A 21,108-nucleotide genomic window follows, 5' to 3' on the forward strand; every position below is an offset into this window, starting at 1 on the left:
AGATAAACTTTAGCATATAATTTTTTAATCAGCCGATATGATACCGCATTTCTTCAAGGCATCCACCCAAACCGTTGCATCCTTCTTTGCCGTTTCTTCCGAAACAGAATAATGCTCCATTAATATTTCCGCAGCATCTTCTATCAAAAAGTCTTTGTCCGAAAGCTCATTCCAAAGAAGCCGTGCCGAAGTATTAAGAGAGATAATGCGGGTAAGGTCGGCTTCGGGCGTACCTTGATTGACAATAATAGTTTCTCCGGCTATATCGCGGAGCTTGAATTTCGTATTGATTCGCATAATAATTTCATACTTTAAGAAAAGAAAGCCGTCCAACCGAACCATAACGGACGAAACGGCTTTCTTTTGATGAGTATTACAAACTTTTTTGTTTAATAATTATCAGTTGCTTGTTTCCTGCTTTACATTGCTCTTGACAGCCTCTCCGTTCACGGTAATATTAGCAGTACCATATTCCACAGCCGGATCATAAGTTGAAGTGAAAGAGCAAGAGCCATCATAAGTGAGCGTTACACCTTTATCCTCTGCTGCATTCGCACAAACATGCACAGCCGGGAATGAAGAAGCATGAGTACCCTCTACGTTTACTGTAACACCCGTCATAGTAACCGTGGTAAGATATTGATAAGCCCCATTCAAATAATTACCGATTGTTATACCTGCAAATGCTGCTCTGTTACCGTCTTGCCATTGTTTCATGTGATTATTCTCACCGTGAGTACTCTCAAGCTCAGCTTTCAGCGTAAATGAAGAATTCTTAATCGTATAAGTTCCTCCACGCAAAAAAGCAGCCTGATGATTTCCTGAGAATGTGCAATTATCAATATTCACCGTAGACGGAATATTTACCAAGAGAGCTGTTTCAGTAGCAATAAAGTGAGAATTTTCAAGTACTATCTTTGTACTACCTACCACCGGATTCGTATGAGCATTAGTATTAACTGCATAATATCCACTCGTTATTGTGGAGTTTTTAACTATGATAGAGGTCTCCTGAACATTTTTGTCATTCAATATACCTGCAGCATCTGCAGCCGTTGCTTTATAAACGATACCATCCAATTCCAATTTAGCATTATCTGCCGCAAGAGATATTCCCATTTCATTATCTGTGATATTTCCATCAGTCAATTTAAGACTACCTCCTTTCACCAAGATGAATGTTCTGCCTTCAAGATTATCATCAATGGTCAATGTTTTCTTATTAAGATCAATATTCACTACTTGAGATGCAAGTACAATAAAGGGAGAAACAGTACAATCTTTGCCCAATACAAAACTGAGCTTAGCATCATCTGTCAAATAAATCAATGCTCTTTCTTTTGATTCCAAAGCACTTACATCAGAGAATGTACCACCTTTGATAAAAGCAGTACAATTCTTACTATATACTTGCCCTTCAAAGATACCATCTTTTATTTCCAAAGCCTTAGTTCCGGTCTCATTTTGCAAATCCTTTTCATACAAAGCATAAGGACCTGTCAGTGTTCCTCCATTAATAACCACTTTAAGGTCTTTATCGGTAACATGCTGTGAGACAGCAACTGCCACACCGGTCATAGTCGTACCACTGCCATTGCCCTTCTCATCAAAGGTAGATACTGTACTCTTTATTGCACCCGCATTGACAGTCAATGTACCCGAACGCATTTCTATACCGGTCGGTGCACTGACAGTACCGCCATTAACTGTCAATAATCCGTCTTGTGGATGATAAATGGCTGTACCTTCTCCAGTATTTGCAGCCGTAATTGCTCCACCGTTAATAACCACTTCGGTTCCATGACGAGTACCATTACCACTGATACCGTAATAATAACCCTTAAGCGTACCACCGTTTACTGTCAGTTTTGCCACTTCACTACCGGTATCATTGCCATCAGTCAACTTCACTGCTGTATAAACACTTTCCACCCCATTATAATCAATGCTACCTTTACCGTTACTGCTGTCATTGATAGTCAGTTGGGCACCACGACGTACAAGAACCACCGCATCCTTAGTATTCAGCACTTGTTCCAGCCCCGTAGTCTTAGCCTTTATGCTATGACCATTCAAATCAAGTGTCAATGCTCCCTCAACAACCAACGGTCGGAAAAGAGTAACATCCTGTTCCAAAATAAAGTTTCCGCCGGCTTTGGCAACCGCTTCCATTTCCGCTATTGCCGCATCAACTATTTCAAAGTTTGTATTGGCAGATAAATCAGGATATTTCGCACCCGATTCCACAAAGACTTTCACTACATTGGAATTCTCTGAATGCCGTTCTATGGCAGTGATTGTTGCACCCTTTTTCACTCTCACATTCCCTTTCTTCACAATCAACTTAGTGATTGTTACTCCTGCATCAACGACCAGTGTGTTTTCGGCTGTAGAAGCTGTTGCCTCCTTTATGGTAGTACTTCCTCCGTTTGAAGATAATGTGACAGTCGTATTCGGCATATTAACATTTACCACCGGAGCCACTTCAACACTCTCAGTTTCCGGCAGAGCAATCGTCATGTCTTTCACAGATGATGAAGTTTCGCTAGTTGCTTTATCTTCAAATTCTATTTTAGCTCCCGATGCCACACTTTGGAAAGCAATGCTTATAGGAGTCTCGGGTGATTGTGCAGCAGGCACCTCTATCTTATTACTCGTACCTGAAACCTCACCCGATACGGTTACGGCCGTATTCTTCCCTAAAGCATCGGCAACCTCAGACACAGAAGATACCGTCTGGGCTTCGCCACCGGTAATCGTTCCGCTGGAAATAGACAATTTCTTCAAGTCTTTACGAGCTATGGTATAACTGCCGCCAAAGACATTTGCCAATTCTTCCGTATCATTCAATATCTTCACACGTACATTGGTATAATTACCTGTCGGCACAGGAATGTAAAATGTACCGGAAGTATTTTGGGCAGTGTTGCCAAAAGCAATACTGACAGTCTTTTCCGAATCGTCTGTAGCAGTTGTGGCTTCTAATTCAGGTTCACTACCTGATAATGTTACCGTATATTTACCGACTATCTTTTGATCTGCCGTGAAAGTCAGTTTGAGTTTATCCCCCACAGGCAATTTGGCAAACTTAATGCAAAACACACCTCCCAAATGCTTCAATGCTACATTACTGTTCTCAATCTTTCCCCACATGGCAGGGTTATAACTATTGCCTTTACCTTTGGTATCCGTTTGATAATCAGCATCTACTTTAGTATAGCTGTACTCTTTCGGGAAATTGTAAGTAAGCGTTATAGTACCATTAGTCGTTGAGACAGCGTGTCCGTCATTATAAGGATAAGCTGCATAACCGGCTATAGTTCCCGTCATATCTCCACTAAAGGAAGCCGTGGCTTGACCGGCCCCGCCTTCAACCAAAGTAAGAGCTGTAAAACCGGTGGTATAATCGGCTCCGTTTTGCATGGTTACACCCAAACGGTCACCTTCCGACCAATAAAATGCTCCATTAGCATCAAATCCTGCACGTGCCATACCGGAAGCATTGCTTTCCATGGTGGCTCTTAACATTCCATTCGTGACCTTCGTACCAAAGTCGTCTTCGTTGTTACAACCGGTCAACAAAGCGGTTGCCACAGCCAAACTTATTAAATATCTAAATTTCATAATTTGCTTTTTATTTTCATGAATTATTTCTAACATTACAAATGGAGTGTGTCAAAACCAAACCGGTCTATCCCATCGTCGGCTGTAGGGGCAGAGTTTGCCTGCCCGAAGACACAAAACAAACTGTTTTCGGGCGAGCGAACCTCGCCCCTACCGACTAAACGACAGTATTATCCACGTTTTGACACCCCCTCATACATTTCTTTAGTCAGTCCAATTACCGTTTTCGCCACCACCACTGGTTGCAAATCCTTTTTCTACTTCCACTTCGATGATTTCCACTTTCGGAGCTTCATACGTTTCAATACTATTTTCCTTCATAACCTTTGTACAATAAAATTTTAATATGATTTTCTATTTTAAAAATCAGACATTATACGCCCCAATTACATATTTCGACACTTGACAAAAATAAACAGTAATTGCTGTCTGAGGGCGGAAGATTCCTGGCGGACCGGTGGTATATATCTCACCGCTGTAGTCCCCCGACGTGAAATGGAATGCGAAGAACGGCATTCGCGTGTGTTTTTGTTTTTTCATACGCCTGCATTGTTTTAGTTGCCTAAAAACGGTTAACTCTTGCCATGTCTTCCCTCTTTGCATGACAATTAATAAAAAAAAGCGTGAGGGCTGTATCTTGTTTATCCTATCGTCGGGCCTTCGCAATGCCTTTCACCTGGATAAACAACAGCCACCCACGCCGTTTGATATATAGATGCCACACCAATGGCAGGTATATAACACAGACGTGAGCGTTGTTGTTATCATCTTCAGGTGAAATCAAAGTTGCGAAGTTTGACGATAGAAGATAATTTCAATAACGCTTCTTAATAAATATATAAATTCCCTTACGCATAAGAGAATATTCGGTACAAATATAACATATTCTTAATTAGGAAAAAAATTTCTTATTTACTTTTTTACTTTTATTATGTACTTTCGGGTCAAGTCAAAAAGTGTGTGGGCATAATATTTTGAGAAAATCCGGGTCACTTATTATTCTTGGGGATTTAAATATCATATCACAAACAAAGGGAAGAATAAGCCGTTTTCCAAGTTCGGCCAAGGTCTTTTAAACGGAAGATTATTACAGTCTGCGGCAATGGACTGTACAGTCCACTGTAGCAGACTGTACGGTCCACTGCAACGAACTATACAGTCCGCTGCCGGAGACTGTAGTAATTCGACGGACAGGCAGGCATAACCGGAAGGACGGAAACGCCTGGTCCGGCTAATGAAACGACTTAGGAAGCTTAAAAACGCATGCAGGGGATTGGAAACCGGAGGAGATAACGACTGCCTCTTATCATCCACAGGAGTTTCGGACCGACCCGTACTTTCTTTCCGTAGATGAAGTTTTATTATAAAGAAAAAGAGAGGAAACGCTAAAATAAAAATCAGAGAGGCTCGATTCCTACAAAGGAAACAGGGTGTATCAAAACGTGGATAATACTGTCGTCTAGTTCATAGGGGCGAGGTTTGCTCGCCCGAAAACAGTTCTTCGGGCAGGCAAACCCTGCCCCTACAACTGATAATCGGACAGGCCGGGTTAGTTTTGACACACTCCCAAAGCCCATTCCCTTAGATTCGAAATTACAAGTAATTTCAAATGTTTAATTACATTCTTCTATCTGCTTTCTTTCTATTTTATCTATTAAAGTATTATCTATACGCTTGCCAAACAATGGATTAACAGTCATTGGAGTTAATTCATACGGAAGCAAAGAAACAGTGCGAGCCCCGGAACGGTCTGTTTTACCTGCTGCCCTATCAAGCGCCAGTCTCAACAAAGATTCATTCTCGTCACCCAACTGATAACCGTCAAGCGGATTATCCTCAGCCGGATAATCCGGCTTTAAACCATCGGGCATACAAGGATTATTGCCATCCTTATCGGCATAACGGTTAATCATTACATACAACCCCCAGTTCTTGATAACGCTTGGGAACTTTGAATAAATGTTTTCAGGACCGAGCAACGCTCCCGTACAATATTTACCATGAGACTGACCTCCGATAAGTTCCACTGCCATATAAGGTATTAATCCGATAAGTACAGATTCGGAAGCCGATGCCGTACCCGAACCGATAAGCCCGTAAATCTTAGTGATGCCTACATTGGCCCTTCCCACATCAATAGTTTTAGAACCATTGGTGACAACAGTGCTGAAATAAGTATTCAGGTCTTCTCCTTTTTTCTTGTAATACTCCATTAAATCCTTATTCCATATTTCTGTTTCATAAACAGCCTTGCTCTTCACCACATTCTCCGGTGCAAGCATAAATGCCAATACATTCTCCGTAAAAACATAGCCTCCGCCATTATAACGCAAATCCAGAATAAGTTCACTAATGCCCTCTTGTTTAAACTGACAACAAATATCTACCAGTTTTTCAGCCGAATCCAAATCGAAACTGCTATATGCCAGATAGCCGACCTTCTTGCCTCCGACATCAAATGTTTTATGTACAAGAATTGGATTTTCGTACATTGTAACGGCATCAAGCGTTAGGGTCTGTCCGCTTAACCCAATGTACCCGTCTTTCTGCTCACCCATGCCCAAAGTAATATTCGAACTATAAAGAGCTTCCTGATAATTGTCCTTCGTTATCTCTTTCCCATTCAGCTGCATGATGATATCTCCGCGTTTTATTCCCACTTTGTAAGCCGGACTTCCTTCATAAACAAACGCCACGATAAAGAAATAATTTTCGGAGTTGGAAAACTTGCCAAGCATCAGATTATAACCGTAAGTAGTGGCAACCCCATCCATGTTATTAATGAGACTTTCCATATCATCCGTCATCATGGTCCACTTGTCTACCTCCTTATTATTTTCCTTAAATCGTATGTCTTTTACGGTACCAATCGGATCCTCATTTACATTCGGGTCAAGCTTCTGCATCTCTGCGGCTATTTCATCTTTCCACAAATAATAGGTATCCAGCGCATCATAAGCAAACTGGTTGGCATAATAAATCTCATCGGTTGTCACTCTGCCATCGCCACTACCTTGACCACCGCCATTATCATCATCTTTAGAGCATCCGCTCATTATGCATAAAACGCATAAAAAAAGAGAAAGGAAATAGATTTTTTTCATATATGATATTTTTTAGAAACACCTAGTACCACGTATAAGTATATTCATTTTCACAAAAATACAATAATCTTTTCAATATCATTCCATGAAGGTGAAAGAGTTTTAAAAAAAACGGTTTGCTCCCCGAAAGAAGCAAACCGTTTTTATCCTTATGATTAAGGAAAATACTTTCTAAAAATTACTGTGCAGAATCAGCAGGAGCAGTTTCTGTTGCGGCGCCATCTGTCTGAGGAGCTGCAAAACCGGAAGGTGCATTCAATGGGTTAGTAGCTCCTTCTTTTACAGCTTGTTCCATAATTACAGAAGATTCTGTATGAGCTGTAGGAACAAAATAAGCAGTAAGCACACTGCATGCAACCATAAAAGCAGCCAATCCCCATGTCAATTTTTCAATAAAATCCGTAGTCTTGCGAACACCCATAATCTGATTAGAAGAAGCAAAACTAGAAGCCAAGCCACCTCCTTTTGAATTCTGAATCAATACAACGAAACACATCAAAAGAGCTGCAAGCACAATTAATCCAATAAGTAATAAATACATTTTCTTTATTTTGATTTAGTGTTAATAATCAATTTCTCCAAAAATCTTATTTGGTCTGCAAAGTAAGCGTTTTTTTTTGGATATTTCAAATTTAATTTTTTAATAATTTCAAGAGCCTTTGAATATCTTTGTTGTTTAACGTATATTTTTGCCAATGTCTCGGTAAAATAACTCTCGTCTTCCGGTTCCGGCTCTTTTTCTTCCGGCTCCGGTTCATCGGCCCTCTCTTGTGAAGAAAGAAGAGGCTCATCTGAATTGTTTTCCAGAAAAGTATCTATCAAATCCTGTCCTTTCAATGACGGAATTTCTTCAACCGGGACTGCTTCTTCTGTTTCGGTCAATAAATAAGAGGTGTAATCCGTCGTTATATCCATTGGCAATTGTGTAATATCTTTCTGTTCTTCTTCCGGCTGTCCGGCCAGAAATGCATCTATCAGTGAAAGCGTACGGTCAAGTCCCAATAAATCGGACGACTTTTCTTTTCCTTCCGATGGAGTGATGGTAAACCGCTCACCTTCTATCAAATAAAACAGCACTTTACGGTCGGCTATATATAAAGCCGCTCTCCTCAGTTCTTCTCCAAAAGTAATGTCATGAAGCAGAAACAGATTTTTCAGATAAAGTAATCTCACTGTCTGAAAATAAGGATAACGGGCAAGCAAAGTTCGAAGCTCGTAAAGAGTATCCCGATTCAAAAACTCGGGATGTGCAATCCATTCATATAAGTGCTGTTGTGTCATGTCAAAGATAGTTATTACCAATTGGCTACCGTCATATTAAATATCTGGTCTACAATATCTTTAATCATCTGATTCACCAATTCATCCTGTACAGACGAGAGTTGCTGACTGGATTTATATTCACGGCTGGCCGAGAATTGCTGATTATTAAAATTATTCTTCGGATTAGCCTTATCGACAAAGTTCACTCTGACCGTCATACGGAGTTCCACCATGTTTGAATAACCGTCGGAACCGATACCTTTATTTGCAGCATCATAATTTGTGATTTCTCCCGAAAGTTGCAAATCTCCTCCGCGTCTTACCTGTGTCAGACGCGTTTGCTGCAAATAAACATCTTGCAATGCAGTGTTGAACATATTCTCCATCGGTCCCCAAACAAAGCCGACAGAACGGTTAGGAAAATTCTCGAAAGAAATTGTTTTAGTCTTCGCATAATCAATGGAAGCACCATTAAATTTATAAGAAACCGAGCAAGCCGTCAATATACCGATCAGTACAATCAAGCTGCCTATCCATTTCATGTTTTTAATCCAAGCCATATTCTTTTATTTTTCTATATAGTGTGCGCTCTGAAATATTCAAGTCTTTTGCCGCATTCTTGCGTTTCCCATGATGACGGTCAAGCGCTTTACGTATCATTTCTTTTTCTACTTCATCCAGTGACAGTGTCTCTTCCACATATTCTTCCGTATCCTGAATATCATCATCCATCGGCATCTGCTTGGTTGCAGAGATGTTGATGGTAGGCACAGGAACGGAAGCCGGGGTTGCCGGAACCAGATTATGAGAAGGTTCCTGATAATAAGATACCGCTGTTGTTGTTGCCGGTGCTACGGTTGCAGTTGTTCCACGCTCGGCCATCAGAGTATTGACTAACTTTTTGAGTTCGGTCACGTCACGACGCATATCAAACAAGACTTGATATAAAATCTCGCGTTCACTGCCGAATGTTTTATCACCCGGCTTTATGCCAAACAACATAGGCAAACGCGAATCCTGTTGCTGTGCAGGAAGATAGTTCTGCAAAATAACGGGAGTAATGTCACGATTTGTTTCAATAATGGATATTTGCTCCGTGATATTCTTCAACTGACGGACATTGCCCGGCCAAGGATAAGCCAACAGCATTGCTTTCGCATCTTCTGTCAACTGAATGGCGGGCATACGATATTTCTCGGCGAAATCTGAAGCAAATTTACGGAAAAGCAAAGCGATATCTTCTGCACGCTCTCTCAAAGGCGGTATCTTGATAGGGACAGTATTCAGACGATAATACAAGTCTTCACGGAAACGTCCTTCGGAAATGGCCTCTGTCAAATTAACATTTGTAGCAGCCACAATGCGCACATCCGTTTTCTGTACTTTCGACGAACCGACTTTAATATATTCTCCGCTTTCGAGCACACGCAACAAACGAGCCTGAGTAGATAAAGGCAACTCACCCACTTCATCCAAAAAGATTGTTCCCCCATCTGCCTCTGCAAAATATCCCTTGCGGTCACTGATAGCACCGGTAAAAGCACCCTTCTCATGACCGAAAAGTTCTGAATCTATGGTTCCTTCAGGAATCGCTCCACAGTTTACAGCTATATACTGTCCGTGTTTACGACGACTGAATTGGTGGATTATCTGCGGAAAGTTTTCTTTTCCGACACCACTTTCACCGGTTATCAATACAGATAAGTCGGTAGGCGCCACCTGAATAGCAATATCTATAGCACGATTCAGCCCTTCCGAATTTCCGATAATGCCGAACCTGAGCTTCACGTTTTGTATTTCTGACCTGACCATATTTCTCCTTGTTAATATGACAAAATTACAAATTCCCCGGCAGACAGCAAGTAATTTTGGCAGAAAAAATAAAAAACAAACGCGGATTTCACGGATTAATACGGTCTTTAATAAAGAGAAACCGTATATCCGTGTAAACCGCGTCTGCTTAATATTAATAATAAAGGATACTGATTAATCTATTTCCTGATCAGCCTCATAACCACCCATTTCACGAATAGCATTCTTCAAAATAGCGTACTGCTGGAAGAGATGATTGACAGGAATTTCGTTTTCTGTGTAGTCGTGCATCGGGCTCTTCAAGAAGAAGCTCAAGAAACGCTGGATGCCGAAACGTCCTGCACGTGCAGCCAAGTCGCTCAACAATACCAAGTCCAGACACAAAGGTGCAGCAAGGATTGAATCACGGCAAAGGAAGTTAATCTTAATCTGCATAGGATAACCCATCCATCCGAAAATGTCAATATTGTCCCAACCTTCCTTACTGTCGTTGCGGGGAGGATAGTAATTGATACGTACTTTATGATAATAATCTGTATACAGATCAGGCTGTTCTTCAGGTACCAGAATTGATTCCAATGTAGACAACTTGCTGACTTCTTTTGTACGGAAATTAGCCGGTTCATCCAAAACCAAACCGTCACGGTTACCTAATATATTAGTAGAGAACCAGCCGGACAAACCTAAGCAACGAGTTCCGATAATCGGAGCAAAACCTGATTTAACCAATGTCTGACCGGTTTTGAAGTCTTTACCGGCAATAGGCATTTTAGTCTTTTCTGCCAATTCCCACATAGCCGGGATATCGACTGTAGTATTAGGAGCACCCATAATGAAAGGAGCACCTTCCGACAGAGCTGCATATGCATAGCACATAGACGGAGCGATATGTTCTTTATCGTCAGCCTTCATTGCTTCTTCCAAAGCAGCTAATGTTCCATGTATTTTTTCATCAACAGGAACATAGATTTCTGTAGAAGCCGCCCAAAGAACAACGATACGCTCGCAATTATTTGCAGCTTTAAAATTACGGATATCTTCACGAAGTTGTTCCACCATATCCCAACGGTTCTTGCAATCTTTCACATTATTTCCATCCAAACGGCTGGCATAGTTATGGTCGAAAGCAGCTTTCATCGGAACTATTTTTTCCAACTCGTCCTTTACAGGATTGATATCTTTCTCTTGCAAAACTTCTGCATTAACAGCTGACTCATAGGCATTAGCCGGATAAACATCCCATGCACCGAATACGATATCATTCAGACTTGCCAATGGAACGATTTCGCCATAATGCAAATACTTTTTATTTTCTCCACGGCCAACACGCATCTTATCATATTGAGTCATAGAGCCGACAGGTTTTGCCAAGCCCTTACGAGCCATCAGCACTCCCGTCATAAAAGTTGAAGTAACAGCGCCCAATCCAACACAAAGGACACCCAATTTACCGGTAGCCGGTTTTACATTCATTTTTTCCATTCTAATTTCCTTGTTAAATTGCATCTCATAGTAGAGATTAAGATAATTGTGACAAAGTTACACCTTCTTTTGAAAACTACCATGCTTTTCTTAGTTTTTTTATACCTTTGCAGCCGTTAAACATTTAATTTAGGTATGAATGATATTTGCTGTATAGGACATATAACACTGGATAAAATTGTAACGCCCAAGCAAACGGCTTATATGCCGGGAGGTACTTCTTACTACTTTTCTCATGGAATCAGCCACCTAAAAGACACCAAGCACTATAAACTGGTTACGGCACTCGCCCCTACCGAGTTTAAAGCTGTGGAGGATATTCGTGCCAAGGGAATTGAAGTAAAAGTTATTCCTAGCCGTCACACTGTATATTTCGAGAATATATACGGAGAGAATCAAGACAACCGCACCCAGCGTGTTTTGGCCAAAGCCGACCCTTTCACCGTAGAGCAATTGAAGGATGTAGAAGCAAATATTTTTCATTTGGGAAGTTTGCTCTCCGATGACTTCTCTCTTGATGTAGTTAAATACCTGTCAGGAAAAGGCACACTGGCTGTCGATGCTCAGGGTTACCTTCGTGAGGTAAGAGGTAAAAAAGTGTATCCGGTGGACTGGACAGAGAAAACAGAGGCACTGAAATATATTGATATTCTGAAAGTGAACGAACATGAAATGGAAGTGCTGACCGGACATAAGGAAGTGAAGCAGGCTGCGTTTCAACTTGCCGAATGGGGAGTAAAAGAAGTTTTGATTACCCTTGGAAGTCTTGGCTCGGTTATTTTTGCCGAAGGATGTTTCTATCGGATTCCGGCTTATCCGCCTAAAAATATAGTGGATGCCACCGGATGTGGAGATACTTATGTCACCGGATATCTGTATATGAGGAACAAAGGAGCTTCTTATGAAGAAGCCGGATGTTTCGCTGCTGCAATGTCTACGCTGAAATTAGAAGCATCCGGTCCCTTCAACGGTACGGAAGAGGATGTGTGGAATGTAATTCACAAAAGATAACAGAGTCCTCCTTATTGTTCTATGGATTCATGTTCTGCCCGCAAGGAATAAAACAAAACCACACAAAACGCTACGAAAGGTACGATAAATGACAGAGACATATTACTGTTGTCTGCCACATATCCCATCAAAACCGGACCGATAGCTCCTCCTATCGGAGACATCATGAGATAAGAAGAGGCGCGTTTAGTGTGGTTTCCCAACCCTTTCAGAGATATAGCAAAAATGGTGGGAAACATAATAGCCTCAAATGCATAAACAAAAAACAAAGCAACCAGTGATATATGCCCTAAATTGCATATTACCAACAATGTGGCAAATACCGTTCCGACAGCACAGCACAACAGCACACGTTCGGCACGGATAAACCTCATTACCCAGCTACCAACAAAGCGTCCGCACATAAACAGTCCTAATCCTCCGAAAGAAAGCAAAACCGACGCATCACGAGCATTCATCCATCCGTCATCCACTACATAATTTATAAAGAAACTGTTGATCGAAATCTCTGCTACCTCATAGCAAAACAAGGCAAAAACACCGAATACAAAAAGTTTATGCGACCACAAGCCTTGTTTACCGCCTGTCTCAGTTACTTCATCCGCATGTACAATCTCCGGAAGCTTTATTCGAGAAAACACCAAAGCCACCCCCAGCACTACGATGCCCATCAACATATAAGGAAATGAAATATGCGAAGAACCTTCTTCGGAAAACAACAACAAGCCACCGACCAATGGTCCGCAAATACATCCTAGTCCGTTAAACGATTGCGCCAGATTCAATCGGCTGGCAGCCGTTTCCCTGTCTCCCAGTTCTGTCATATAAGGGTTTGCCGCTGTTTCGAGAAACACTAATCCGCACGCTATCACAAATAAAGAGAGTAAGAAAAACTCAAAGGACATCCAATATTCTCCGGGAACAAACATCAATGAACCGACACCATACAACAACAGCCCCAAAACAACTCCGCGCCGATAACCATACTTTGTGATAAAAAGCCCTGCCGGAACAGCCATTACAAAATATCCCAAATAAAACAAGACCTGTACCATGGCCGAATAAGTACGAGTAATATCCAATACCTCTTGGAAATGTTTATTCAGCACATCAAGAATGGCATGTGCAAATCCCCATAAAAAGAACAAAGAGGTAACCAAAACAAAAGGAACCAAATAGTTCCTTTTCACCAATGCATATCTTTGCTTTTCCATATTTCTTATGATAATAATGCAGGCAATCCCGCTAAATCTGTAATTATCACATCGGGCAAGGATTCATCAATCACTTCTCCACCCCAACCTTCACCTTTCAGCCAGACAACCGGACAGCCTACTTGCTTTGCCGGAACAACATCCTTCGAGAAAGAATCTCCGACAACCAGCACTTTACAGGCTTCATATCCCATTGCTTCCACTCCCAAACGATAAATAGCCGGATCGGGTTTGCGCACTCCCACTACGGATGATTCAATAATATCATCAAAGAAAGTGTACAGTCCAAAGTCTTTAAGAATGGTTTGGATATTTCCATAAAAATTGGAAACAAGCACCAATTTATACTTTTTGGAAAGTGCTTCCACCACAGGGCGGGTTACCTTCAACACATCCAACACATATTCATAACAACCGTCTGCCACCTGCTTGGCATAAGTTTGCAACATTCTCTCATCCATCGGCAACTTTCCCTGTTCAGCCAGATACTCTACCTGCAACTTAGTCTTTATAGAGAGAACATCATGAAAATTATGTTGCGGCCGGACAAAAGGATATTTAGCCAAAGCTCTTTCAGCAAACACATATGCTTCCCGGAAACTCTCCTTGTCTACCGGTACATGATATTCTGCATATTTACTCCACAAAACCTCTGCCCAATGGCGGCTGTTGGTATCTATCGTACCACCATAATCAAATATAACTCCTTTGATATCTTTCAACATATTCACACTTATTTATTTGCAGGCGTACCATTGCCGACTTTCATCAGCAACACGCCTATTACAATCCAAATCAATTCTCGTACACGGGTAATCAACCCGGTATAAACGCCAAATGCCCCCGGAATAGCCAGCCCTCCTACCGCCAAGGCAAATCCTCCCTCACGCGCTCCCAACTGCATGGGAGAAAAGAAGAACAGATTGGCAAACAAAGAGGTAAATGCCATAATCAGGATACATGCCGGAAAACTGACATCTGTTGTCAGAATATTCAGAATGAAATATACCTCCAAACATCCCAAGACGCGCGCCATAAACTCTAAGCTCAATGAAGCATAGAAAGTAGACTTACGCTGTTGATGCAGCTCTGCAATCTGGCTGTCCACGCGTTCTAATGTTTCCCGTTTGTTTTCCGAAAAACGTTTCGCCCATCCTTTTATAAAGGGAATATGTTGCAACAACTTCAACGTGCGCACTGCCATTCCATTTCTATATCCCTTCATAAAAAAATAAATGGCAAGCAGGCAAAAGAAACCAACTACAGAAAGCACCATACCCATTGCAAAATCTACCGGACGAAGCGCCAGATACAAAAAAATAGAGAAAAGCCAAAAACAAAAATGTGAGAAAATATGCATCATCACATACAGGATAACCGATGAAGTAGCTTTGCTTGCACCTACATATGGAGTCAGTTCCATAATGCGATAAGGCTCGCCTCCCATCAATCCGACCGGAGTGGCATAATTCAAGGCAAAGCCGGAAACAGTCAGTTTATATACTTTCCAAAACGGAATAGGTGTTCCCTTCTTTCCATCCCGGATAATGATATACCAAGAAAGGGTATTGAATAAATAAATAATAACCCATAACCCTATAACAGCCGGCAACCAGATTCCGGCCCTGCGAAGATTAGCCAACAGCTCATCATACTCCATATCAAAAGTACAGAGCATCACAACGATGGCAACGATTCCGAATATCAGGAATATGTTTCTATATTTACTTTTCACAGTGCTGCGTATTTATGATAAAAACGGGCGCTGAGAGCCTCATGGCAATGGCGCATATACACGAACAATGAAGTCATCACAATAATCTCAAACACAAAATAAAGCCAAGGCTCACCTATCAGCAGACTGACATACAATGCAATGGCGCGCGTATTGAAAGTCAGTATATTAGTGTATTTCATCAACGGCTTACTGGCAGCACGGAATTCATCGCGCAATTCCTGAGGAACATTATCACCATACTTTGCCTTTACCAACGCATAGAATTGCTGGAAATTGGGAGTCATTCCCTCCTGCTGACGAGTATAGTTTCCATAAAAATAAAGGAATATTTTCCACCAGAAGTTTCCCTTCCACGGCAAACTGTGAAATATTTCACGCTGCTGCTTAAAGTTGTCCAACTCACTTCCGCTCTTTCCTTTCAAGAAATAAAGATGAATATTGCGGTAATAATCCGCCAGCGTACATTGCTTACTGTGACAAATCGTACCCGAAAACACAGCCAGAATCCAGATAAACACTCCCCAATGCATTCCGTCACCGATATTGAAAGGCATCGGCTGATTCATCAACCTAAGACAGATAGCCACATAAATGGTAAAAAACCAAATATCACCTGCAAACCCGTCCAACATACGTCCCCACTGGGTTTTCTGTCCTGTGAGGCGAGCCAGCTGCCCGTCAGCGCTATCATAATGATTCGCCCACATCAACAATAAAATACCGATAACAGTGTGTTTCATATCGGGATAATAGAACATCACACCGGCACCTACACCTAGAATAATAGATAAGATAGTCACTACATTGGGATGCACTTTCAGCTTTTTAAAGAATAAAGCCCATGCATAGCCAATAGGTCGGTTAAAATAAATATCCAAGAACTCCTCTGTGTCCATTGATTTGAAAGAAGCCTCTATTCCTTTCTTCTCACTCTCTTTACTCATGTCTCTATTTTTTCATTTGCTTTTTCTTCACCCGGTTATAAATGCACTCTGCAATCTTTACACCTGCTTCCTCTCGGCAACGGGCAAAACTGGGCCAATCATTAAAATCAATTATCTTAAGTTCACCGTCGGCAGATACCACACAATCACCTCCGTAAATGGGGACATTCAAAACCTCGGCTGCCATATCGCTATATTTCTTAAGTTCTTCTTCATTGAAGGGAATTCCTTTGGCCACGCCATTGATTTTCTCCAGACCGAATTTGCTGTGCGAACAAGGAGAAGGATAAAACCAATAAAAGAAATCCGTTCCCTGAACGCCATAAAATTTAATTAAATCACCCTGAAGATGCTCATTTATCACAGCTACCGGTATGTGCCGGCTACGGAAATCGGCCAAAACACGCTCCACCTCTTCTTTGCCGGTGGCATAGCATACATCTTCTTTTACCATAGCATGAGAATCACCGCGTTTTATCCAGCAAGGATAGCAATCTTCCTCAAACTGCCTGTCAGTAGATATTACGAAACTCCTCGGATGAGGAACACCATGTTGTATCAAAAGTTCCGTCATTGGTCTGCGCACGCAATTATCAATTCCGTAAGCCGAATTGACAACCAGCGCACCTTCATCCTCCAACGATTTCAGGCGGGCTATTGTCACCCTGTCACGAGCCATATCGAATATCACATCCGCCTTTGCTCCGCAAGCCACAAATTCCTTTTCCGCATAAAGCTCCACTTTGCATCCCAATAGTCTCAACTCATCCGCCACTTTATTAAAAATGGCGGCATCATTGTCTACGTGGTTCGGTGAATACTCATTGCCACGGCTTATCCCTATTATTGAAAATTCATCCATTCCTTTATGTCAGTGCTTTAAGTTTATTCTTTTCCGGCCAAAAAAGCCTCCGCTTTTACGATATCACCGGCATGGTCTACATCCAGGATTTTCTTAAAAGGATAAGCCTTCAACTTCAGACCATCTGCAACCAGTTGTCTTTGGAAATTACGCATACGCGACATTCCTTTGTCCATACATGCGTTTAAAGTTCTGATAGCAGTGGGTGTCAGGCAATAAATGCCTCCCGAAATATAACGACATTCCGATGTAGCCGCATCATGGAACCCTGTGATATTCAAAGCTCCATCAGTAGATATATAAAGCGGCTTTTCATCATCAATATAATCCGTTACTGCCATATATCCATCATTATCCGCCCGCTTAAACGCTTCAATAAATGCAGCGAACTCCTCTTCGCGAAAGATAGTATCTACAGTAGTCAGACAAAACTTGTCATCTTGCAAATAAGAACTCAGTTCATAAAAACTATGCATGGAACTGGGAGTAGTCTTCACTACCACTTCCAAAGGCACTTCCGTTTCCTGTTGCAACTTAGCAAGGTGCTCTTTGGTCAACGGGCTCTCATTATTAATAATAACCACTACTTTATCAGCTCCATTACGGATAAAAATCCGTATCAGGCGGTCAATCATGGCAACTCCGTTGAGCTGCACCAAAGGTTTGGGCAAAGTAACCCCTTCTTGTGAAAGCCGGGACCCTTCACCCGCTGATATAATTGCGAACTTCATTTCTCTTAATCTTCTTCGTCTATAGTATCCAACTTCAACTTATCACTGTCATCGCGTCTCTCATAATACTGCTTACGCAACGGACGCGCATGAATCGCTTTCTCCACGATACGGTTGCGGAATATATCCATTGCTACATAAATAGCCTGCCGGAACGAATCTTCCAGAGCAACACCCTGACCGGCAATATCATAAGCTGTTCCATGCGCCGGAGACGTGCGTACAATGGGCAAGCCTGCAGTATAGTTCACCCCTTCATCCATAGCCAATGCCTTAAATGGCGCCAAGCCCTGATCGTGATACATAGCCAAAATACCGTCAAAATGAGTATAATTACCCGACCCCATAAATCCGTCGGCAGGATAAGGACCGAAACATTGCACTCCCTTGGCAACCATCTCTTTGATGGCAGGAATAATAATTTCATTTTCCTCCGTACCTATCAGTCCGTTGTCTCCTGCATGAGGATTCAGTGAAAAGACTGCAATACGAGGACTGTCGATTCCGAAATCCTCTTTCAAAGAACGATGGAAGATGGCAAGTTTCTCCATAATCAGTTCTTTCGTAATATCTTTGGCTATATCACGAACCGGCACATGACCTGTCACCAATGCCACACGAAAATCATTCTTCAGTAAAATCATCAAAGCCTTCTGTCCTTCGCCCACACGTTCCTCGATATATTCGGTGTGTCCGGGAAAATGGAATGCTTCCGACTGAATGGTATTTTTATTGATAGGAGCTGTAACCAATACGTCTATCAAGCCATCTTTATAATCCTGCAAAGCTCTTTCCAAAGCATCCAAAGCAGCCTTTCCCGCCTCTGTTGTAGGTTTTGAAAGCTCCACTTTCAGTTCATCTTCCGTACAGTTCAGAATACTCAGTCTATCCGGCATAGCATCATCAGCCGAGTTGATGATGCTAAAATTTGCCTGAATATCCATTGCTTTACGATGATAAGCCGCCACCTTCGGTGATCCGTAAATAATAGGTGTACAAAGTTCCAGCATAGTAGGGTCTGCGAAAGTCTTCAGAATGACTTCATATCCCACCCCGTTGATATCCCCGTGAGTAATACCAACTCTTATCTTGTTATTATCTTCCATTTAGTTATTATTAATCTGTTCTATTTTATTCTGCTTTTGCAGTTGAATCCACCTTTTCTTCAGGGATGTCAGCATTGACCACCACTTCGTCCAGCAGCGTTTCATTCGGCAATCTCAACGTATAAAGTGAAGCCTCCATCTGGCGCATCAGGTTACGTTTCATTTTATCGGGAGAATAGATAAACGCTTCAGCAACAATCACGCGTCCGTTGGCACGGTCTACCCGGGCATGAGAAACAAACGGGCCACCCATCATGTCGCCTTCCATTTCCCATAATCCGCGCGCTTCCTGAGCATATTCGCCTTTTACCATAATATTCTTGACATCGACAAACATGGAGTCGGTAGCCATGTACATACCTTCACGTTCACCCGGAATATTGGCTTTCATCACCGAATCACGTTTATGTACAAAGAACTCTTTAGTAAAGGTATTCCTGTCTGTATAAGGATAAGAATATATTACGAAATTCATATCGGCAGAGGCACGGTTGGTAGAAGCCCACAAGAAATCTTTACCGACCTTATAATTCGATAACTCCTGAGGAATCCAGACATCACAGTCAAACATACTGCCCACTTTGGCTGAAATGGCATCATTATGTTTTTCTTTCAGCAAGTTTATCTGGCGATTGATTTCAGATTTCACAAAGAAATCGATAATCACCTGCTTGTTCTTTTCCACAAAGTCTGCAAACTCTTTTTCATCAGGTGCCTGAATAGTCATAATCATTTGCGGTGCAGCATAAACATCACGCGAAAATTTTATTTTAGGCTGTGTATAGATATCCTGAATATCAACAACAATGATATTACGGAAAATCCTCATGACACGGTCAAAGTGTTCGGGAGCGATATTTGAAATACGGAAAGAGCGTTCTGCCTGAGGTAATCCGGGAACATTCGTATCCAGCACATCAAATAATGCACGTCCTGCGGGGCGATCCCACACTGCCTTATTTACCACCACCAACACTTCGTAAGGTCTTCCGCTGGAAGTCGGAGTAAACAAGTTTTTCTGTCCTTTCTTACAAGAAGCCAGCACCAGCACTACCAGTACCAAACTCAAATAGAATGCTATTCGTTTCATAATTCTTATGGTATTATATTTAATAATCTATAGTGTAACACCTTTTTCTTTCTGTTGTTTGGCTGTCGACAACATTCCGCACGCCGCAAATATATCCTCCCCTCTTGATGCACGAATAGTAGCAAAAACTCCGTGTTGTGTCAAATAATCACGAAATGCCACCATTGTTTCCATGTCCGTTCCTTCCAAATTAACATTCGGGATGGCATGGAAACGGATTAAATTGATGCGGCAGTCGATGCCACGCAGCAATTTAACAATTTCTTTGGCATACACCAAAGAATCATTCACATCTTTAAACACAATATATTCAAAAGACAACCGCCTTTGCTTACTGAAATCATAATTACGCAATATATCTACAATTTCGGTAATAGAGAAAGCTCTTTCGGCAGGCATCAGTTCTTTTCTCTGCGATGGGAAAGGAGTATGCATACTGATAGCCAGATGGCAGTCACTCTCATTCAAAAAACGTTCCAATCCTTTTTTCAATCCAACGGAAGATACAGTTATTCTTTTCGGACTCCAATGATAGCCATAATCAGAGGTCAGTATTTCGAGCACCTTCAGCACTTCATCCAAGTTGTCAAAAGGCTCTCCCATCCCCATAAACACAAGATTGGTCAGCGTATCGCGTTCCGGTATAGAATATATCTGGTTCAGAATCTGATTGGCAGTCAGGTTGGCCGTAAAACCTTGCTTTCCTGTCATGCAGAACTTACAATTCATCTTGCACCCCACTTGTGAAGAAACGCACAAGGTAGCCCGGTCTTCATCCGGTATATATACAGCCTCTACAAAATTCCCGGTCGGCGTACGAAACAGATACTTCACCGTCCCGTCCACCGAGCGCATAGCTTCCACCGGTGCAGATGCTCCGATTTCATAGCTGCCTTTCAACATCTCACGATGCTTCAGTGACAGGTTAGTCATTTCATCTATCGAAACGACTTTCTTCTCATACAACCAAGATACAATCTGCTTTGCAGCAAATTTAGGCATTCCCAGATTCTGCGTTATGTGCTGAATCTCATTCAATGTCTTGCCAAGTAATACCGTTTTTGGAGTTTCCATTCTATTTAAAAAGACAATTAGCGTACAAAGGTAGAGAAAAAATAATATATATT

The 21,108-nt window shown here is 41.7% G+C and carries 18 protein-coding genes; 1 reads left to right on the top strand and 17 read right to left on the bottom strand.

From position 1 onward, the window contains the following. Positions 1-24 precede the first annotated feature (24 nt). The 8 genes from HMPREF1534_RS10005 to HMPREF1534_RS09970 form a co-directional block, all read right to left on the bottom strand. A complete protein-coding gene (locus HMPREF1534_RS10005; RefSeq protein ID WP_022507287.1) occupies positions 25-297 on the bottom strand; it encodes a PqqD family protein in 273 nt (90 codons plus the stop codon). Positions 298-399: 102 nt separating this feature from the next. After that, positions 400-3,624: a fimbrillin family protein gene (locus HMPREF1534_RS10000; RefSeq protein WP_005939996.1), complete on the bottom strand. Its 3,225-nt coding sequence runs from the start codon at positions 3,622-3,624 to the stop codon at positions 400-402. A gap of 1,613 nt (positions 3,625-5,237) precedes the next feature. Continuing rightward, positions 5,238-6,728, bottom strand: a complete 1,491-nt coding sequence (locus tag HMPREF1534_RS09995) for a S41 family peptidase (RefSeq protein WP_005940005.1) — start codon at positions 6,726-6,728, stop codon at positions 5,238-5,240. Between the two features lie 178 nt (positions 6,729-6,906). After that, positions 6,907-7,269: a preprotein translocase subunit SecG gene (secG, locus tag HMPREF1534_RS09990; protein WP_005940008.1), complete on the bottom strand. Its 363-nt coding sequence runs from the start codon at positions 7,267-7,269 to the stop codon at positions 6,907-6,909. 5 nt (positions 7,270-7,274) lie between these two features. Next, entirely contained in the window at positions 7,275-8,009 is a 735-nt protein-coding gene (locus tag HMPREF1534_RS09985) for a hypothetical protein (RefSeq protein WP_005940011.1), read from the bottom strand. Between the two features lie 14 nt (positions 8,010-8,023). Then, the gene (locus tag HMPREF1534_RS09980; RefSeq protein WP_005940014.1) at positions 8,024-8,551 is read right to left on the bottom strand and encodes an LptE family protein; all 528 of its coding nucleotides are present in this window, start codon (positions 8,549-8,551) and stop codon (positions 8,024-8,026) included. Next, on the bottom strand, positions 8,538-9,803 hold the full coding sequence (locus HMPREF1534_RS09975) for a sigma-54 interaction domain-containing protein (RefSeq protein ID WP_005940017.1): 1,266 nt from the start codon (positions 9,801-9,803) through the stop codon (positions 8,538-8,540). Before HMPREF1534_RS09975 ends, HMPREF1534_RS09980 begins: the two co-directional genes overlap by 14 nt. Before the next feature lie 174 nt (positions 9,804-9,977). Then, the gene (locus tag HMPREF1534_RS09970) at positions 9,978-11,285 is read right to left on the bottom strand and encodes an inositol-3-phosphate synthase (RefSeq protein ID WP_026231492.1); all 1,308 of its coding nucleotides are present in this window, start codon (positions 11,283-11,285) and stop codon (positions 9,978-9,980) included. 135 nt (positions 11,286-11,420) lie between these two features. On the opposite strand from HMPREF1534_RS09970, the gene HMPREF1534_RS09965 reads away from it, so the two are divergent. Then, a complete protein-coding gene (locus HMPREF1534_RS09965) occupies positions 11,421-12,296 on the top strand; it encodes a PfkB family carbohydrate kinase (protein ID WP_005940023.1) in 876 nt (291 codons plus the stop codon). A gap of 11 nt (positions 12,297-12,307) precedes the next feature. On the opposite strand, the gene HMPREF1534_RS09960 is transcribed toward HMPREF1534_RS09965, so the two are convergent. The 9 genes from HMPREF1534_RS09960 to rlmN are packed head-to-tail and all read right to left on the bottom strand — an operon-like array spanning position 12,308 to position 21,055. Next, entirely contained in the window at positions 12,308-13,510 is a 1,203-nt protein-coding gene (locus tag HMPREF1534_RS09960) for a sugar MFS transporter (protein WP_005940026.1), read from the bottom strand. Between the two features lie 5 nt (positions 13,511-13,515). After that, positions 13,516-14,241, bottom strand: coding sequence for an HAD family hydrolase (locus tag HMPREF1534_RS09955; protein ID WP_025066748.1), 726 nt, complete (start codon positions 14,239-14,241; stop codon positions 13,516-13,518). A 2-nt stretch (positions 14,242-14,243) separates the two neighbouring features. Further along, positions 14,244-15,245: a lysylphosphatidylglycerol synthase transmembrane domain-containing protein gene (locus HMPREF1534_RS09950; protein ID WP_005940032.1), complete on the bottom strand. Its 1,002-nt coding sequence runs from the start codon at positions 15,243-15,245 to the stop codon at positions 14,244-14,246. Then, positions 15,242-16,192 (bottom strand): CDP-alcohol phosphatidyltransferase family protein, encoded by a 951-nt coding sequence (locus HMPREF1534_RS09945; protein ID WP_005940035.1) that lies wholly within the window; start codon positions 16,190-16,192, stop codon positions 15,242-15,244. Before HMPREF1534_RS09945 ends, HMPREF1534_RS09950 begins: the two co-directional genes overlap by 4 nt. A gap of 4 nt (positions 16,193-16,196) precedes the next feature. Next, the gene (locus HMPREF1534_RS09940) at positions 16,197-17,054 is read right to left on the bottom strand and encodes an ATP-grasp domain-containing protein (protein WP_005940038.1); all 858 of its coding nucleotides are present in this window, start codon (positions 17,052-17,054) and stop codon (positions 16,197-16,199) included. Between the two features lie 23 nt (positions 17,055-17,077). Beyond that, positions 17,078-17,785: a nucleotidyltransferase family protein gene (locus HMPREF1534_RS09935; RefSeq protein WP_005940040.1), complete on the bottom strand. Its 708-nt coding sequence runs from the start codon at positions 17,783-17,785 to the stop codon at positions 17,078-17,080. A gap of 5 nt (positions 17,786-17,790) precedes the next feature. Beyond that, the gene (gene pdxA / locus HMPREF1534_RS09930) at positions 17,791-18,891 is read right to left on the bottom strand and encodes a 4-hydroxythreonine-4-phosphate dehydrogenase PdxA (protein ID WP_005940043.1); all 1,101 of its coding nucleotides are present in this window, start codon (positions 18,889-18,891) and stop codon (positions 17,791-17,793) included. A gap of 25 nt (positions 18,892-18,916) precedes the next feature. Then, positions 18,917-19,981, bottom strand: a complete 1,065-nt coding sequence (locus HMPREF1534_RS09925; RefSeq protein ID WP_005940046.1) for a DUF4837 family protein — start codon at positions 19,979-19,981, stop codon at positions 18,917-18,919. 27 nt (positions 19,982-20,008) lie between these two features. Further along, entirely contained in the window at positions 20,009-21,055 is a 1,047-nt protein-coding gene (gene rlmN, locus HMPREF1534_RS09920; protein WP_005940049.1) for a 23S rRNA (adenine(2503)-C(2))-methyltransferase RlmN, read from the bottom strand. Positions 21,056-21,108: the final 53 nt, after the last annotated feature.

Origin of the sequence: Phocaeicola massiliensis B84634 = Timone 84634 = DSM 17679 = JCM 13223, from assembly GCF_000382445.1 — a bacterium.
Classification (GTDB): Bacteria; Bacteroidota; Bacteroidia; order Bacteroidales; family Bacteroidaceae; genus Phocaeicola; species Phocaeicola massiliensis.

Coding starts and splice junctions, on each gene's coding strand:
- HMPREF1534_RS10005 (WP_022507287.1), bottom strand. CDS start 297: ATGCGAATCAATACGAAATTCAAGCTCCGCGATATAGCCGGAGAAACT.
- HMPREF1534_RS10000 (WP_005939996.1), bottom strand. CDS start 3,624: ATGAAATTTAGATATTTAATAAGTTTGGCTGTGGCAACCGCTTTGTTG.
- HMPREF1534_RS09995 (WP_005940005.1), bottom strand. CDS start 6,728: ATGAAAAAAATCTATTTCCTTTCTCTTTTTTTATGCGTTTTATGCATA.
- secG (WP_005940008.1), bottom strand. CDS start 7,269: ATGTATTTATTACTTATTGGATTAATTGTGCTTGCAGCTCTTTTGATG.
- HMPREF1534_RS09985 (WP_005940011.1), bottom strand. CDS start 8,009: ATGACACAACAGCACTTATATGAATGGATTGCACATCCCGAGTTTTTG.
- HMPREF1534_RS09980 (WP_005940014.1), bottom strand. CDS start 8,551: ATGGCTTGGATTAAAAACATGAAATGGATAGGCAGCTTGATTGTACTG.
- HMPREF1534_RS09975 (WP_005940017.1), bottom strand. CDS start 9,803: ATGGTCAGGTCAGAAATACAAAACGTGAAGCTCAGGTTCGGCATTATC.
- HMPREF1534_RS09970 (WP_026231492.1), bottom strand. CDS start 11,285: ATGGAAAAAATGAATGTAAAACCGGCTACCGGTAAATTGGGTGTCCTT.
- HMPREF1534_RS09965 (WP_005940023.1), top strand. CDS start 11,421: ATGAATGATATTTGCTGTATAGGACATATAACACTGGATAAAATTGTA.
- HMPREF1534_RS09960 (WP_005940026.1), bottom strand. CDS start 13,510: ATGGAAAAGCAAAGATATGCATTGGTGAAAAGGAACTATTTGGTTCCT.
- HMPREF1534_RS09945 (WP_005940035.1), bottom strand. CDS start 16,192: ATGAGTAAAGAGAGTGAGAAGAAAGGAATAGAGGCTTCTTTCAAATCA.
- HMPREF1534_RS09940 (WP_005940038.1), bottom strand. CDS start 17,054: ATGGATGAATTTTCAATAATAGGGATAAGCCGTGGCAATGAGTATTCA.
- HMPREF1534_RS09935 (WP_005940040.1), bottom strand. CDS start 17,785: ATGAAGTTCGCAATTATATCAGCGGGTGAAGGGTCCCGGCTTTCACAA.
- pdxA (WP_005940043.1), bottom strand. CDS start 18,891: ATGGAAGATAATAACAAGATAAGAGTTGGTATTACTCACGGGGATATC.
- HMPREF1534_RS09925 (WP_005940046.1), bottom strand. CDS start 19,981: ATGAAACGAATAGCATTCTATTTGAGTTTGGTACTGGTAGTGCTGGTG.
- rlmN (WP_005940049.1), bottom strand. CDS start 21,055: ATGGAAACTCCAAAAACGGTATTACTTGGCAAGACATTGAATGAGATT.